This window comes from Sphingomonas yabuuchiae (assembly GCF_001477495.1).
Taxonomy (GTDB): Bacteria; Pseudomonadota; Alphaproteobacteria; order Sphingomonadales; family Sphingomonadaceae; genus Sphingomonas; species Sphingomonas yabuuchiae_A.
The window spans coordinates 1-14,726 of the sequence record NZ_LDTF01000066.1 but is presented as its reverse complement, the minus strand read 5'-3'; the positions used below and the strand labels follow the sequence as shown (position 1 = coordinate 14,726).

The following is a 14,726-nucleotide window of genomic DNA, read 5'->3' as shown; positions in this document are numbered from 1 at the left end:
CCGTTCAGCCTGAGCGAAGTCGAAGGCCACGCTACGCCCTGAGCCGCCGCGCGATGACCGCAAATCGCACCCCGTGCAGCATTGCCGCCACCAGCATCCCGACCCCCGATGCCCAGGCGAGCGCAGGCGCGCCCCAACCGCTCGCGACCAGCCACCAGCCCACGCCGCCGGTGACGACGAAATAGGCGATGATGCTGTTGATCCCCGCCGCCACCTGATCGCCCAGCGAGCGCAGCGCATAGACCAGCACGACCTGCACCCCGTCGAACAGGATGAAGGGCGCCCAGATCATCAGCATCGCCACCGCCGCCGCATGCGCGTTGGGCAGTGCGGGGAAGGCCCCGACGACCGCGGCGGGCATCGTCCATAGGATCACGCTGCACGCGCCCATGGTCAGCGCGGCGATCCCGACCGCCAGCAGGGTGCGCGACACCGCCGCCGGGGCCGCCCCCTCACCCACGGCATTGCCCGCGCGCACCCCCGCCGCCGAACCCAGACCGATCGCCAGCGCGAAGGTGACGTTGTGGACCGAAAACACGATCTGGAACCCGTGCGCGGTCGCATCGCCCAGCCGGGTGGACAGCGCGATGAGGATCGCGAACCCGGCCAGTTCCAGGCCCGAGGCGATGGCGGGCACCAGCCCGAATCGCGCCAGCCCGGCCGCCCCCGCCAGTGTCGGCGCCCAGGCGGCCCGGTCCAGCCGCCGTACGCCGCGCTGCCCGCCGCGCGGCAGCCGCATCGCGCTAGCCACCATCGCCACCGCCCCCAGGGCCGAGGCGATCACCGTCGCCCATGCCGCGCCGACCGCGCCCAGCGCGGGCAGCCCCCATTCGCCGCCTGCCAGCGTCCAGGCGAGAAGGGCGTTGATCGGCAGGATCGAGAGATTGACGATCGTCACCCGGCGCGGGCGGCTGATCCCCTCCAGGAAGAAGCTGGCCGCGATCATGACCATCTGGAACGGATAGCCCAGCGCCATGACGCCCACGACGCGCGCACCCGGCTCGACCAGCGCGGGCGCGACCCTGATCCCCGCCAGCAGGCTCGCGCCGCCCAGCCCCAGGATCAGCATCGCCGTCACACCCAGGATCAGCCCCAGCACCATACCGTCGCGCAGCGCCTGGCCCGTTTCCGCCAGGTCGCCCGCCCCGTCGGCGCGCGACGCGCGGACCAGCACCCCCGACAGCCAGGCCAGCCCGGTGACGATCGCGACATAGGTCAGCGACCGGCTGGCCGAGAGCGCGGCAACCTCATGCTCGCCCACCCGGCCGACCACGATCACATCGGTGACGTGCAGGATCGTCCAGTTGAGGCTGGTCAGCATCACCGGCCAGGCAAGGCCCAGCAGGCGACGCGCCTCGGCTCGGTCGGGGCGAAGGGAAAGCATCATACCGGATCCCTAAAGCCTGAAAGCGACAGAAAGAAGCAGCGGCGCGGACCGACAAATGCGCGCATCCGACAAAAGGCCGGACGAAAGGCATTGCGCTGCCCGTATCGCTTTGCTAGGGGCACCGGCCTACCAGCCCTCCGGCTTGCCGGTGGTGACTATCGAGTGCGGTCGTGGCGGAATTGGTAGACGCGCAACGTTGAGGTCGTTGTGGCCGAAAGGCCGTGGAAGTTCGAGTCTTCTCGACCGCACCAGATTTTTTCAGAAAATCTTCTAAAATCAGCCCCGAGCGACACCGTCGCCCGGTCTGTTTGGCCGTCTGCGTGCGTTCAGCGCAGCCCGACGATGGCCGCGAGCGTATCCATCGACAGCGGCGAGACGAATCGGAAACCGAAACGGCCATCCTGCACCCAGCAGACGGTGCCGGAAATCACGGTACCCAGCGGCTTCACGACGATATGCCCCGCCAGCCCCGTCTGCACCGGTCCTTCGACCTGCAACTTCGCGCCACCCGCCGAAATGTCGAGCATCGCGGTCGTGAACTTGTGGGTGCCCAGCCGGACATCGGCGGTCAGTGCGACGGGGAAGCGCGGCGGACGCGGAACCGTGTCGTCCTCATTCTCGTGCGAGAATATCTGCTCATAGGGTTGCGGCGAGTCGAACTGAATACCCGCCTTGCGCCCGTTCACCCAACGCACGGTCCCGGACACGGGCGACAGTCCGCGCACCTCGATCGTGATCGGATCCCCCACATTCGGCACATCGACGAATCGCGCCATCAGCCCGGAGGCGGAGATATTGTGGACCAGGCAAACGCCCGGCACATCGCCGCAGACCTTGCCGAGAAGGAGGACGGCCGAATGCCGCTTGCCCGTACGGCGTTCCGCCGACGCGCCCTGCTGCTGTTCGACCTGTTCCATCCCTGCCCTTTCCACCGATCTCTCCCCTGAATTCGGCTTGTTCTTCTCTATTAGCCGATCCCGTATAAAAGACTAACACGTTTGACCCGATATCTTTGCGGGACGCCCCTCGACATTCGGCCGGTTCAGCCGAGCGCAAGACGCGATGCGGCATCGGCCGCTTGTGGTCATGTCCAAAGCCCTGTAATTCGCGATCCGTCCCATGCCTCGCGCGTCGTCTTCCCGGTCCACCCGGCCCCGCTCCTCCAAGCCCCGCTCTCCCTGGCGGCGCCGGATCGTCGTAACCCTGCAGGTCCTGATCGGGCTCGCCGTCCTGGCGGTCGGTGCGCTGCTCATCGCGGTCTTCGTCGCCAAGTCGCAGCTGCCGAGTTTCGAGGAACTGAAATCCTCGCCCAACGGCCAGATGATCCGCGTCCATGCCGCCGACGGCACGGTGATCGTCTCGCTCGGGCCGAGCTATGGCGAATGGCTGTCCTACGACCAGATACCGATCGTCATGCGCGACGCGACGATCGCGGTCGAGGATCGCCGCTTCCGCCAGCATCCCGGCGTCGACCCGGTCGGCATCGCCCGCTCGGTCGAGGTCCGGCTGGAAAAGGGTCGCTGGAAACAGGGTGGCTCGACCATCACCCAGCAGATCACGCGCACCATCTTCCTGAACAACCAGAAGAAGTTCGGCCGCAAGTTCCGCGAGGCCATCCTGGCGCTGGCGATGGAGCTGAAATTCTCCAAGAACCAGATCCTCGAACTGTATCTGAACAAGGTCTATTATGGCGGCGGGGCGTACGGCATCGACGCGGCGGCCCGCAAATTCTTCGGCCACGGTGCCGAGCATCTGAGCCTGTCCGAGGCCGCGGTGATCGCGGGTCTGGTCAAGGCGCCGTCCAACTATTCGCCGACCGCCGATGCCGAGGCCGCCGTGGGCCGCGCGGGCGTGGTCATCCAGCAGATGGAGCGCAACGGCTTCATCACCCCGACCCAGGCCGCCAATGCCGATCCGCAGGCGCTGAAGCTGGCACCCGAGCCGAGGCAGAATTCGGTCCGCTATTTCACCGACTGGGCGCTGCCCCAGCTCGACACGCTGATCGACGAGCAGAGCGCACCGCTCGACGTGTGGACGACGCTCGACCTCAATATGCAGCGCGCCGCCGATGCCGCGGTTCGCCAGGATGCCCCGCCCGGAACGCAGGGCGCACTGGTCAGCCTGGACCGCGACGGCGGGGTGCGTGCGATGGTCGGCGGGCTCGACTACGTCTCGACCAACTATAACCGCGCGACGACGGCGGTCCGCCAGCCGGGTTCGGCGTTCAAGCTGTTCGTCTATCTCGCCGCGCTGGAAGCCGGTCACAAGCCCGAGGACCAGGTCGTCGACGAGCCCGTCACCATCGACGGCTGGTCCCCGCGCAACGATTCGCGCCGCAATTCGGGCAGCGTCTCGCTTCGCACCGCCTTCGCCTATTCGCTGAACACCGTGGCGGCGAAGCTGGGCCAGGAGGTGGGGTTCCAGACGGTCGCCGACATGGCGCGACGCTTCGGCATCACCACCCCGGTCAACACCCATCCCTCGATGGTGCTCGGCACCTCGGAAGTGCGGGTGATCGACATGACCAGCGCCTTTGCCAGCATCGCCAACAAGGGCGTGAAGGTGACGCCCTATGGCATCACCAAGGTCGTAGCGAACGGCCAGACCATCTACACGCATGAGGTGGATCGCAGCCATGTGCTGGTCGCGCCCTATGTCGCCGCCGAGATGACCGACCTGCTCCAGACCGCGGTCAACACCGGTACCGGCCGCGCCGCGCAGATCGGACGGCCGGTCGCGGGCAAGACGGGCACGACGACCAGCTCGAAGGACGGCTGGTTCCTGGGCTTCTCCAGCGGGATCACCACCGGCGTGTGGATGGGCCGCGACAATGGCAAGCCGGTCGCCGGGCTGCACGGCGGCACCGCACCCGCCAAGGCCTTTGCCGACTATATGCGCGTCGCCACCGCCAGCCGCCCGATCGAGCAGTTCGACACCCAGGTCACGCTGCCCGAATGGCAGTTGGAGCCGGATGAGGAGAGCTATTTCGGCCAGCCCGACAACGGCGTGTCGGCGGTGGACGCCGATGGCAATCCGCTGCCCCCGCCCAGCGCGGGCGCACCGGAGGATGGCAGCGAGGCGGTCGAGATTCCGACCCGCCGCGAACCGGGCGTTCCGGTCCCGATCCAGCAGCCGCAGCCGGGGGCGCCAGACCCGCAGCAGCCGCCACAGGCCCCCGCCCAGCCGCAGCGGCTGGACCAGGCCTGGATCGACCGGGTGACGGGTCGGGGCGCGGGTGGGGCAACGCGCGATCCGCGCGCGCCCGCCAACGGTCCGCGCGGCTCAATCCGCGAGCGTCAGGACGATCGACCGAACCAGTGAAGCCCCGCGCCATGCTGCCGCAACCAGGCGGTGGCGGGCGCGGGATCCTCGCCCAGCAGTTCGGCGACGAGCGCATGGAAGGCGGGGGCGTGGTTCATATGGACCCGGTGCGCGACCTCATGCGCCACCGTCGCGCGGCGGACATAGCCGGGCGCCAGAATCAGCCGCCAGCTATAGCGGATCGCACCGGTCGAGGCGCAGCTGCCCCAGCGCGCCTTGGGATCGGCGACGCTGACCTTGGACACGGTGACGCCCGCCAGACGCGCGACTTCCGCCGTCTCACGCGCCAGCGTCTCCAACGCCTGTCGCTTCAGCCAAGCCTCGACCCGGCGGCCGAGCGTCTCGACCGGCCCGGACGCTAGCAGCCGGTCGCCGTCACGCTGGATGACGCGGGCACGCCCTTCCTCCCATTCCAGCGTCAGCACCGTATCGCCGAACGGGATCGCCCCGCCCGGCACGAAAGGCTGCGGATGCGGCAGGCGCGCGCGCTGCGCGGCGATCCAGTCCTTCTTGTCCTCGGCCCAGGCGAGCGCCTTTTTCAGCCCAGCCCGCTTGGGCACGACCAGCCGGGCGGTGCCAGTGGCGGGATCGACGCTGAGGCGGATGGTCTTGGCAGTCGGATGACGGACGACTTCGTCGATCACAATTCCCGGTCCACGATATGGTTTTCGAAATCGCCCGCATCATCCTCGCTGATCGTCCAGCCGCGCACCGACTGGCCCGCGCGGTGCACCGCCTCGCGGTCGCCGCAGATCAGATAATGCCAGTCGGGCAGCGGCTCGTTCGCGGCGCGCAGGCGATAGGCGCAGGTGGTGGGCAGCCAGTCGATCGACCGGACATTGCCCATGGTCAACCGCACGCATTCGGAGACGAAGGCGCGGCGGTGGCGATAGTTGGAGCATTGCCCGCTGCGCCGGTCGAGCAGGCGGCAGGCGACGTTGGTCGGCACCAGCTCGCCCGTCTCCTCATCCTCCAGCTTGTGGATGCAGCATTTGCCGCAGCCGTCGCACAATGCCTCCCATTGCGCGCGGTCGAGGCTTTCGATCGGCTTTTCCCAGAACCGTTCCATCAGCACCGCTCCATCAGCGGACCCACTGGTCGAGCGACCTGGCGACCGCCTCCGGCCCCTCATCGGCGGGGACCAGCGCCAGCGGCTTGTTCGACGGGTCCATCAGATAGACCTGGCGGCTATGGTTCACCAGATAGCCGCCGCCCGGCGATGTATCACCCTTGGCCGACCACACGGCATAGGCCTTCTTCACCGCCTCGATCTGCGCGGGCGTGCCGGTCAGCCCGACGATGCGCGGGTCGAAGGCAGCGGCGAAGCGACCGACCACTGCGGGGGTGTCGCGTTCGGGATCGACGGTGATGAAGAGGGGGACGATCTTCTTCGCCTTGGCGGGCGCGCTGTTGTCGAGCCGCTTCAGGCCCGCCGCGATCGCCTGCATGTCGGTGGGGCAGACATCGGGGCAGAAGGTATAGCCGAAATACATCACGCGGTAGCGCCCGGCGAAATCGCGGTCGGTGACGGTCTTGCCCTTCGCGTCGGTCAGCTGGAACGGTCCGCCGATCTTCGCCCCCGCCAGCGGGGCCTGCGCTTCGGGCTGGGAGGGACCGCAACCGGCCAGGGGAAGCGCCAGCAGGGTCAGAAGGGACAGGAGCAATCGGGTCATGACGCCGACAGCCTTGCTGTGATAAATCGCTCGGCGCAAGCCATGCTCCATTGCTCAGGATCTCGTTTCATGTCCCTTCGCCCCCTGCTCGCCGCCATGCTGCTCGGCGCCCTCGCCATGCCGGCCGGAGCGCAGATGATGCAGTCGGAAAGCTACAAATTCCTTCAGGCCGTGCGCGAGGCCAAGGGCAATGACGTCACCAACATGCTGGACCGCCCCGGCGCCAGCATCATCAACACTCGCGACGTGACCAGCGGCGAGGGCGCGCTGCACATCGTCATCAAGCGCGGTGACGAGACCTATCTGCGCTTCCTGCTCCAGAAGGGCGCCGATCCGAACCTGCGCGACGGGCGCGGCAATACGCCGCTGCTGCTGGCGGTGGCGGGCGGGCAGCCCGACATGATCCGCGTGCTGACGGCGGCCAAGGCCAATCCGAATATCGGCAATGCCTCCGGCGAGACCCCGCTGATCCGCGCGGTGCAGCGCCACGACATCGGCATGGTCCGCGAATTGCTGAACGCCGGAGCCGATCCCGACATGGCGGACAGCGTCGCCGGTCTCTCGGCCCGCGAATATGCGTCGCAGGACGCCCGCAACACCGCGATCGCCAAGCTGTTCGCCGATACCCCGAAAAAGACCCGCGCGGCGGTGGCCGGCCCGAAGTTCTGATATCGTCGATCCTCCCCGGCACGGGGAGGTGGCAGGCCGGAGGCCTGACGGAGGGGGCTTCCCCATAGGATGCCCCTATTGGCACGCCCCCTCCACCATGCTTTGCAAGGTCCCCCTCCCCGCAAGCGGGGAGGAATCAGATCAGCCCCAGTTCCACCAGCTTGCCGACCAGCATTGGCGGCATGGTGTCGATCCCCGACGCCGCCCCGCCTAGATCGGGGGGCGCATCCGCCGCCTCCAGATACCGCCAGCCCTGATGCGCGCGCCGGGGCAGCGCCTGCACCAGCACCAGTTCGGGATCGATATGGATCGCACAGCGCCCGCCCTCGGCCTCGCCGAAGGACAGGATCGGCGATCGCGCGATCAGCTGGTGCTTCAGAATCCAGAACAGCGATCCCTGCCCCGCCACTTCCTCATGCCGCTTGGGCAGATAGCGCGTAGTCAGGAACACTGGCCCGTCCTGCGCGCGCATCTTCAGTCGTTCGGCCAGGTGATCGATACTGGTCGCCCCGAATGCGACCTTGGTCAGATGAAGCGCCATGTCGGCCCCGATGTGGGGACGGGTGTCCGGTACGGCTAGGGCCGCGTGAAGGCGATTTGCAGGCGGACCGCCCGTTCGTCGGCCCGTCCTTTCTGGCGGCACTTTTTGCTTTCGATACTGACTTGCAATAACATGCCATCATTCATAGGAGGCGGAAAAACAGGGAGTTCCCGCAATGCCGATCCTGATGACGCTCGCGGCCGGTGCCGCCGCCATCACCGCCCCGACCTCCACCCCCGTGGCGGCCGATCCTCAGGTCTCGCGCGACGACATCGTCGTCACCGGCCAACGTACCGAGGGCAAGGACGACTATACGATCGAGGGCCAGACGACCGCGACGCGCATCCCCCTGACCCTGCGCGAGACGCCGCAATCGGTCAGCATCGTCACGCGGCAGCAGATCACCGATTTCCAGCTGAACGACGTCAACCAACTGCTGACCACGGTGCCCGGAATCAACGTCCAGGCAAATGAAACCGACCGCGTCTATTATTCGGCGCGCGGCTTCGACATCCAGACCTTCCAGATCGACGGCATCGGCGTGCCCTTCGCCTTCGGCATCCAGACCGGATCGATCGACACCGCCATCTATGACCATATCGAGGTGGTGCGCGGCGCGCCCGGCCTGTTGTCGCCGACCGGCAACCCGTCCGCCGTCATCAACTTCGTCCGCAAACGCCCGACCAAGGATTTGCAGGCGACGGCCAGCGTCCAATACGGCTCGTTCAACAGCCTGCGCCTGGATGCGGATGTCAGCACGCCGCTGACCAAGGACGGCCATGTCCGCGCGCGTGTCGTCGGCGTGTTGTCGGACGCCGACAGCTATCTCGATCGCTATTCCTTGCGCCGCTGGACCGGGTACGGCGTGGTCGAGGCGGACCTGGGCCCCGACACCGTGCTGAGCGGCGGTTACGGGCATCAGGATCACCAGAGCCATGGCGCGATGTGGGGCGCGCTGCCGCTGACCTATACCGACGGCACCCGCATCGACATGCCGCGATCGACCAATGTCGCGCCCGAATGGTCGGGCTGGAACGTGATCGACCGGCAGATCTTCGGCGACCTGACCCATCATTTCGCCGGGGACTGGGTCGCACGGATCAGCGCGGTGCGCCGCGCGACCAGCGAGGCGGACGAGCTGTTCTACGTCTATGGCAATCCGGTGCGCGGGGCACCCAACGGCATCGCCCCTGACCCAACCAAGCCGGGCGAATTCCTGGGGATCAAGAGCTATCCCGGCGCCTTCCGCGCGCAGACGCGCAACCTGACCATGGAGGCCTATGCCACCGGCCCGTTCACGCTGTTCGGGCGCGAGCATCAGCTGATGTTCGGCGTCAACCGCAGCGCGCAGGATTACAAGCAGGGGTCGTCCTATGACTATTCACAGGTCGACCTGTTGCTGCCCTTCCCCGACCTGTTCCAGGGGAATTTCCCCAAGGTCAACTTCCCGACGACCTTCTCGACCGCTTATGCATCGAGCCAGAACACCCAGACCCGGCGCGAAACCGCCTATGGCCTGGTCCGCTTCAGCCTGGCCGATCCATTGAAGCTGATGCTGGGCGGCAACGTCACCCATGCGCGCAGCAAAGGCTTTTCCTACGGTGTCGACACCAATTACGACACGACGCGCTTCTCGCCCTTCGCGGGCGTCACCTATGACCTGAGCCCGTCGCTCAGCGCCTATGCCAGCTATACGACGATCTTCAATCCGCAGGACGCGATCGGCGAGGACGGCCGTATCCTGGCACCGGTCAGCGGCAAGAATATCGAGGCCGGGATCAAGGGCGACTGGTTCGGCGGACGGCTGAACGCCAGCGCGGCGATCTTCCGCGTCCACCAGAACAACACCGCCGAGAGCATCGGCTTCGTCAACGGCCGCTTCGTCTCGCGCGGGGTGAACGCCAAGTCGGAAGGTATCGAACTGGAGGTCGGCGGACGGCTGGCCGAGGGCGTACAGGTGACCGGCGGCTATACGCTGATGCGGGTCGAGGATCAGAAGGGCGATCCCGCCCGCCTGTTCGTGCCGCGCAATACCGGCCGCCTGAACATCGTCTATTCGCCACCCACGCTGCCTGAACTCAAAGTGGGTGCGTCCGCCCAGTATCAGAGCGTGATCTATACCCAGACCCGCTCGGTCCGGCAGGACGGCTATGCGCTGGTCGACCTGATGGCCAAGTACGACATCACCCGGCGGATCGCGCTGTCGGCGAACCTGCGCAACCTGACCAATGCCAAGTATCTGACCGCGCTCACCTTCGACGGCGGTTATTACGGCGCACCGCGCTCGATCCTGGGGACGGTGACGGTCCGGTATTGAACCCATTCTATTCCTCCCCGGCGCGGGGAGGTGGCAGGCCGACAGGCCTGACGGGGGAGGGTCGCCGCCAGGGACGACCTATGTGGAGAGCCCCCTCCACCATGCGTCGCATGGTCCCCCTCCCCGTGCCGGGGAGGATGATGGCAACAGAAAAGGGCGCCGGTGGAAACCCACCGACGCCCTTTTCTGATTTCCGGCGCTAGTCCGTCGGTCGCGAATTACGCAGCCTGCGGCAGAGCGGCCTTCGCCTGAGCGACGATCGCCTTGAAGGCTTCGCCCTCGTGCATGGCGATGTCGGCCAGGACCTTCCGGTCCAGTTCGACGCCCGCCAGCTTCAGGCCGTGCATGAACTGCGAATAGGTCAGGCCCTCGGCCCGGACACCCGCGTTGATGCGCTGGATCCACAGACCACGGAAGGTCCGCTTCTTAACCTTGCGGTCGCGATACGCATATTGACCGGCCTTTTCGACGGCCTGGCGCGCGATGCGGATAGTGTTCTTGCGACGGCCATAATAGCCCTTCGCCTGATCCAAAATCCGCTTATGCTTCGCCTTGGTGGTCGTGCCCCGCTTGACGCGTGCCATATCTTTCTACCCTTCCAGAAATCAGTTCAGGCCGTAAGGCGCCCAGGCCTTCACGGTCTTGGTGTCGGCATCGGACAGGACCGAGGTGCCGCGGTTCTGGCGGATATACTTGCCGTTATGGCTGATCAGGCGGTGGCGCTTGCCGGCGACGCCGTGCTTGAGCTTGCCGGTCGCAGTGAGCTTGAAGCGCTTCTTGACGCCGCTCTTGGTCTTGAGCTTGGGCATTTTTTTCCTTTCGCTAGAGCTAAGGCAGAAACGGCCGCGGCAGCCCTGATGGCCGGGCCGTTCGTGACACCTCGCTCGGGAAGCGGGCCGCATAGACGAAGCGGGGGAAGAATGCAACCGATCGCCCATCGGGAACCCCAAAGGGAACCCCAAAGGGAACCAGCGCCTCGCTTGCGCGCTTGGGATTGCCATGGATCAGGCACCTGCGGCCGATAATCCCGCGCGTTCGACCGCTGCCCGGCATGGGTGGCGTGTCTGGGCGATTCGCATCGTCATCGGCCTCATCACCGTCATCGCCGCGATCTGGCTGGTGCTGTTCGTCACCAAGGGACGGTTCCTGCGCCACCCCTTCGAGTCGATCGCGGGCGAGCTGACCCATCGGACCGTCCGCGTGGGCGGCGATTTCCAGCTCTATTTCGCGCCGTGGCGGATCAAGTTCGTCGCCGAGAAGATCGCCGTCTCCAACCCCGGCTGGGCGACCCGGCCAAACCTGTTCACCGCCGACCGGATCGATTCGCGCATTGCTCCGCTGTCGCTGCTGTTCGGCAGGCGGCGCTTCACCTGGCTGGAGCTGACCAATGGCGCGGTCGATCTGGAATGGACGCCCGACCACCGCACCAACACATGGACCTTCAGCGACAAGAAGGGCGGCAAGCGGCTGGAGTTCCCGCGTATCGACGTGGCCGCGGTGAACGGCACCACGATCCGCTACCGCGACCCCCGGATGCAGGTGACGGCGGATCTGGCGCTGGCCGATTTCCGGTCGCAGGACGCCCGCATCGGTCGAGCGGTCGGCGTGCGCGGCAAGGGCGTGATCCGCGAGACGCCGTTCTTGCTCAACGCGCAACTGCTCTCGCCCGACGCCACCGCCAATCGCGGCAAGAACGAACTGGTCGCGCGGATGCGCGCGGCGGGCAATATCGTCGATATCACCGGCACCCTGCCCTCCATCGCCGATGTCGAGAATGTGCCGCTACGTACCCGCGCGCGCGGCAAGGACCTGTCCACCCTGCTCGACGTCATCGGCGTCGTCATCCCTCGCACCCGCACCTATGACCTGCATGCGCAACTGGTGAAGGACGGCGACGTCTATCGCTTCACCAGGATGAAGGGCAATTTCGGCGACAGCGACCTGGCGGGCAAGCTGACCGTCACGCATGGCGAGCGGCTGCACCTCGATTCGACGCTGACGACCGACAAGCTCGACATCATCGATGCCGCGCCCTTCATCGGCTACAACCCCGATATCGTCGCGACCAAGGGCGCGGAGGCCGCCGCCGCCGCGACCGGCGTCGGGCCACAGCGATTGCTGCCCGACGCCGCGCTGCCCGTGGCGACGATGCAGCGGTTCGATGCCGATCTGAAATGGACGATCCGCACCGTGCGGTCGCGCCGGGTGCCGATCTCGAACGTCGACCTGACGCTGGCGCTGGATCGCGGCAAGCTGACTCTGTCGCCGCTGCGCTTCGCGATGGCGCGGGGCGACGTGTCGTCCGACCTGCTGTTCGACACACGCAAGCGGCCCAGCCTGGTGCGCTACGACATCCGCCTGTCGCCGACCCCGCTGGGGCGGTTGCTGGCGGGCTGGGGCGTGGCGGAGGCGGGGACGACCGGCACGGTCAAGGGCCGCGTCCAACTGACCGGGCGCGGCGACACCATCCATGATTCGCTCGCCAGCGCGAACGGGCGGATGGCGTTCATCCTGCCGGCGGGCTCGCTATGGACCAAGAATGCGCAGCTCGCCGAGCTCGACATCGGCACCTTCGTCCAGAAGATGTTCGAAAAGGAACTGAAGGAGCCGGTCCAGATCAATTGCGGCCTGATCGCCTTCACCGTGCGCGGCGGCGTGGCGGCGGCGGACCCGATCCTGATCGACACATCGAAGAACGTCATCACCGGGCGCGGCGGGTTCAGCTTCCGCAACGAAGCGCTCGACATGGCGGTCCGCGCCGATGCCAAGACCTTCAGCCTGTTTTCCGGCCAGTCGCCGGTCGGCATCACCGGCAGCTTCGCGCATCCCGGCATCAACCCGATCAGCGGCAGCCTGTTGGCGCGCGCCGGGGCCGGGCTGGGACTGGCGGTCGTCGCGACACCGCTGGCGGGCGTGCTGGCCTTTGTCGATGTCGGCGACGCGAAGGCTGCGGCCTGCGGCCCGGTCCTATCGGGCGCGCGGGCGAGTGCGCAACGTACCAGCAAGGGCGCTCCGCGCGACGATGTCGGGCGCGGCACCACCGCCAAGGCCGAGGACGGGAAAGGCAATCCGGGCGAGGCCAAGGCGCAGCGCAAGAAATTCCTGGGGATCTTCTGATCCTCCCCGGCACGGGGAGGGGGACCGCCGCGAAGCGGTGGTGGAGGGGGTTCTCCACCGGGCGAGTCTATTTGGGGCGCTCCCCCTCCACCAGCCTTCGGCTGGTCCCCCTCCCCGTGCCGGGGAGGAGCAACTTGCCCCCGCGATCAAAACTATGGCGGTCCCCCCGTACCTTGCTTATGATCGTCCTCCGCGCAGCCGGGGGGCCGCGTCATGGTCTCATCGCCCCAAGCGGGATAGTTAAGCAGCGCGCATGAATCGTTTCGCCATCGGTATCGCCGGCATTCTCGTCATTCTGGGCATCGCCGTTGCCCTGTCTTCCGACCGCCGGGCGATCCGTCCGCGCGTCGTCGGCGCGGCCTTTGCCTTGCAGGCGGGGATCGCGGTCCTCGTCCTCTATGTGCCGTGGGGCAAGCGGGTGCTGCAATGGCTGTCGGGCGGGGTCGCCGGGCTGCTCGGCTATGCGAACGAGGGAACCAAGTTCCTGTTCGGCGCGCTGGCATCCGACCCGCTGGGCCGGAATTTCGCGATCCAGGCGCTGCCGGTCATCATCTTCTTCGCCGCGCTCGTATCGATCCTCTATTATCTGGGGATCATGCAGCTGGTCGTGCGCTGGCTGGGCGGCGCGATCGAGAAGGTGATCGGCGTGTCGAAGGTCGAATCGCTCTGTGCGGCGGCCAATGTCTTCGTCGGCCAGTCCGAATCGCCGCTCGTCATCCGCCCCTATCTGGCCGGTCTCACCCCGGCGCAGCTGTTCACCGTGATGACCAGCGGCATGGCGGGCGTGGCGGGCACGATCCTGGCGGCCTATGCCTCGATGGGCATCTCGATCGAATATCTGCTCGCGGCCAGCTTCATGGCGGCGCCGGGCGGCATCCTGATGGCCAAGATCATCATGCCCGACCGGATCGAGCCGCCCGAGGGCGAATTGCCACTGGAAGATATGTCGGCCGAAGACCGTGAGATTCGTTTGGCCGCAAGCCGTCGCATCGGCCCTGGTCTGGGACTAGCGGCACTGCCTAGCGAGGGGGCGGCAGGTGATTCGCTGCCGGAAGCCACGCATGACGAGGAAAAGCCCGCCAACATCATCATGGCGGCGGCGCAGGGTGCGCAGACCGGCGTGAAGCTGGCCGTCGCGGTCGGCGCGATGGTGCTGGCCTTCGTCGCGCTGGTCGCTCTCGCCAACGGCCTGCTCGGCGGGCTGGGCAATCTGATCGGCATTCCGGGGCTGAGCTTCCAGGCGCTGCTGGGTTATGTGTTCCAGCCGATCATGGCGCTGCTCAACGTGCCGTGGAAGGAAGCGGGCATCGCGGGCGGCCTGTTCGGCGAGAAGATCGTGCTCAACGAGTTCGTCGCCTATATCGACCTGGGCAAGCAGGCCGCTCAGCTCTCGCCGCGCACCGTCGCGGTCATCACCTTCGCGCTGTGCGGTTTCGCCAACTTCTCGTCGATCGCGATCCAGATGGCGGTGACGGGCAGCCTCGCCCCCAACCAGCGCCCGACCATCGCCCGCCTGGGTATCCGCGCGCTGATCGCGGGGAGCCTGGCGAACCTGATGTCGGCGGCGCTGGCCGGTCTGCTGATCGCGTAAGTTCCTCCCCGCTCCGGGGAGGTGGCAGCGCATAGCGCTGACGGAAGGGGTCCTCCTCACTGGACTCCCTTTGCGGCCCGCCCCCTCCACCATGCTGCTCTCTTATCCAC

The 14,726-nt window shown here is 67.0% G+C and carries 13 protein-coding genes and 1 tRNA gene; 6 read left to right on the top strand and 8 right to left on the bottom strand.

Going from position 1 to position 14,726, the window contains the following annotated elements:
- Window positions 1-31: 31 nt before the first annotated feature.
- Entirely contained in the window at window positions 32-1,384 is a 1,353-nt protein-coding gene (locus NS355_RS12140; protein ID WP_430727012.1) for an MATE family efflux transporter, read from the bottom strand.
- Between the two features lie 167 nt (window positions 1,385-1,551).
- On the opposite strand from NS355_RS12140, the gene NS355_RS12135 reads away from it, so the two are divergent.
- A tRNA-Leu gene (locus NS355_RS12135) sits at window positions 1,552-1,638 on the top strand.
- A gap of 75 nt (window positions 1,639-1,713) precedes the next feature.
- Here the strand turns inward: NS355_RS12135 and NS355_RS12130 are convergent.
- Window positions 1,714-2,304: a PilZ domain-containing protein gene (locus NS355_RS12130; protein WP_058745955.1), complete on the bottom strand. Its 591-nt coding sequence runs from the start codon at window positions 2,302-2,304 to the stop codon at window positions 1,714-1,716.
- Between the two features lie 202 nt (window positions 2,305-2,506).
- On the opposite strand from NS355_RS12130, the gene NS355_RS12125 reads away from it, so the two are divergent.
- The gene (locus NS355_RS12125; protein ID WP_058745954.1) at window positions 2,507-4,708 is read left to right on the top strand and encodes a transglycosylase domain-containing protein; all 2,202 of its coding nucleotides are present in this window, start codon (window positions 2,507-2,509) and stop codon (window positions 4,706-4,708) included.
- Here the strand turns inward: NS355_RS12125 and NS355_RS12120 are convergent.
- From NS355_RS12120 to NS355_RS12110, 3 genes are read right to left on the bottom strand one after another with little or no spacing between them, the layout of a single operon-like run.
- Window positions 4,684-5,352: a M48 family metallopeptidase gene (locus NS355_RS12120; RefSeq protein WP_058745953.1), complete on the bottom strand. Its 669-nt coding sequence runs from the start codon at window positions 5,350-5,352 to the stop codon at window positions 4,684-4,686. The genes NS355_RS12125 and NS355_RS12120 overlap by 25 nt on opposite strands.
- The gene (locus tag NS355_RS12115) at window positions 5,349-5,777 is read right to left on the bottom strand and encodes a YcgN family cysteine cluster protein (protein ID WP_042488223.1); all 429 of its coding nucleotides are present in this window, start codon (window positions 5,775-5,777) and stop codon (window positions 5,349-5,351) included. The genes NS355_RS12120 and NS355_RS12115 overlap by 4 nt, the downstream gene beginning before the upstream one ends.
- Before the next feature lie 13 nt (window positions 5,778-5,790).
- Complete coding sequence (locus NS355_RS12110) at window positions 5,791-6,381, bottom strand: SCO family protein (protein WP_058745957.1); 591 nt, start codon at window positions 6,379-6,381, stop codon at window positions 5,791-5,793.
- Between the two features lie 69 nt (window positions 6,382-6,450).
- On the opposite strand from NS355_RS12110, the gene NS355_RS12105 reads away from it, so the two are divergent.
- Entirely contained in the window at window positions 6,451-7,050 is a 600-nt protein-coding gene (locus NS355_RS12105; protein ID WP_058745952.1) for an ankyrin repeat domain-containing protein, read from the top strand.
- A 136-nt stretch (window positions 7,051-7,186) separates the two neighbouring features.
- Here the strand turns inward: NS355_RS12105 and NS355_RS12100 are convergent, their stop codons facing one another.
- A complete protein-coding gene (locus tag NS355_RS12100; RefSeq protein WP_058745951.1) occupies window positions 7,187-7,591 on the bottom strand; it encodes a DUF1489 family protein in 405 nt (134 codons plus the stop codon).
- A gap of 175 nt (window positions 7,592-7,766) precedes the next feature.
- On the opposite strand from NS355_RS12100, the gene NS355_RS12095 reads away from it, so the two are divergent.
- On the top strand, window positions 7,767-9,908 hold the full coding sequence (locus NS355_RS12095) for a TonB-dependent siderophore receptor (RefSeq protein WP_058745950.1): 2,142 nt from the start codon (window positions 7,767-7,769) through the stop codon (window positions 9,906-9,908).
- Window positions 9,909-10,126: 218 nt separating this feature from the next.
- Here NS355_RS12095 and rplT read toward each other — a convergent pair whose 3' ends face one another.
- Complete coding sequence (gene rplT / locus NS355_RS12090; RefSeq protein ID WP_042488147.1) at window positions 10,127-10,492, bottom strand: 50S ribosomal protein L20; 366 nt, start codon at window positions 10,490-10,492, stop codon at window positions 10,127-10,129.
- Between the two features lie 21 nt (window positions 10,493-10,513).
- Window positions 10,514-10,717, bottom strand: coding sequence for a 50S ribosomal protein L35 (gene rpmI / locus NS355_RS12085; protein WP_007406658.1), 204 nt, complete (start codon window positions 10,715-10,717; stop codon window positions 10,514-10,516).
- A 190-nt stretch (window positions 10,718-10,907) separates the two neighbouring features.
- Between rpmI and NS355_RS12080 the strand changes: the two genes are divergently transcribed.
- Both NS355_RS12080 and NS355_RS12075 read left to right on the top strand, forming a co-directional pair.
- The gene (locus NS355_RS12080; protein ID WP_058745949.1) at window positions 10,908-13,025 is read left to right on the top strand and encodes an AsmA family protein; all 2,118 of its coding nucleotides are present in this window, start codon (window positions 10,908-10,910) and stop codon (window positions 13,023-13,025) included.
- 253 nt (window positions 13,026-13,278) lie between these two features.
- Entirely contained in the window at window positions 13,279-14,616 is a 1,338-nt protein-coding gene (locus tag NS355_RS12075) for a NupC/NupG family nucleoside CNT transporter (RefSeq protein WP_058745948.1), read from the top strand.
- The last annotated feature ends 110 nt before the right edge of the window (window positions 14,617-14,726 follow it).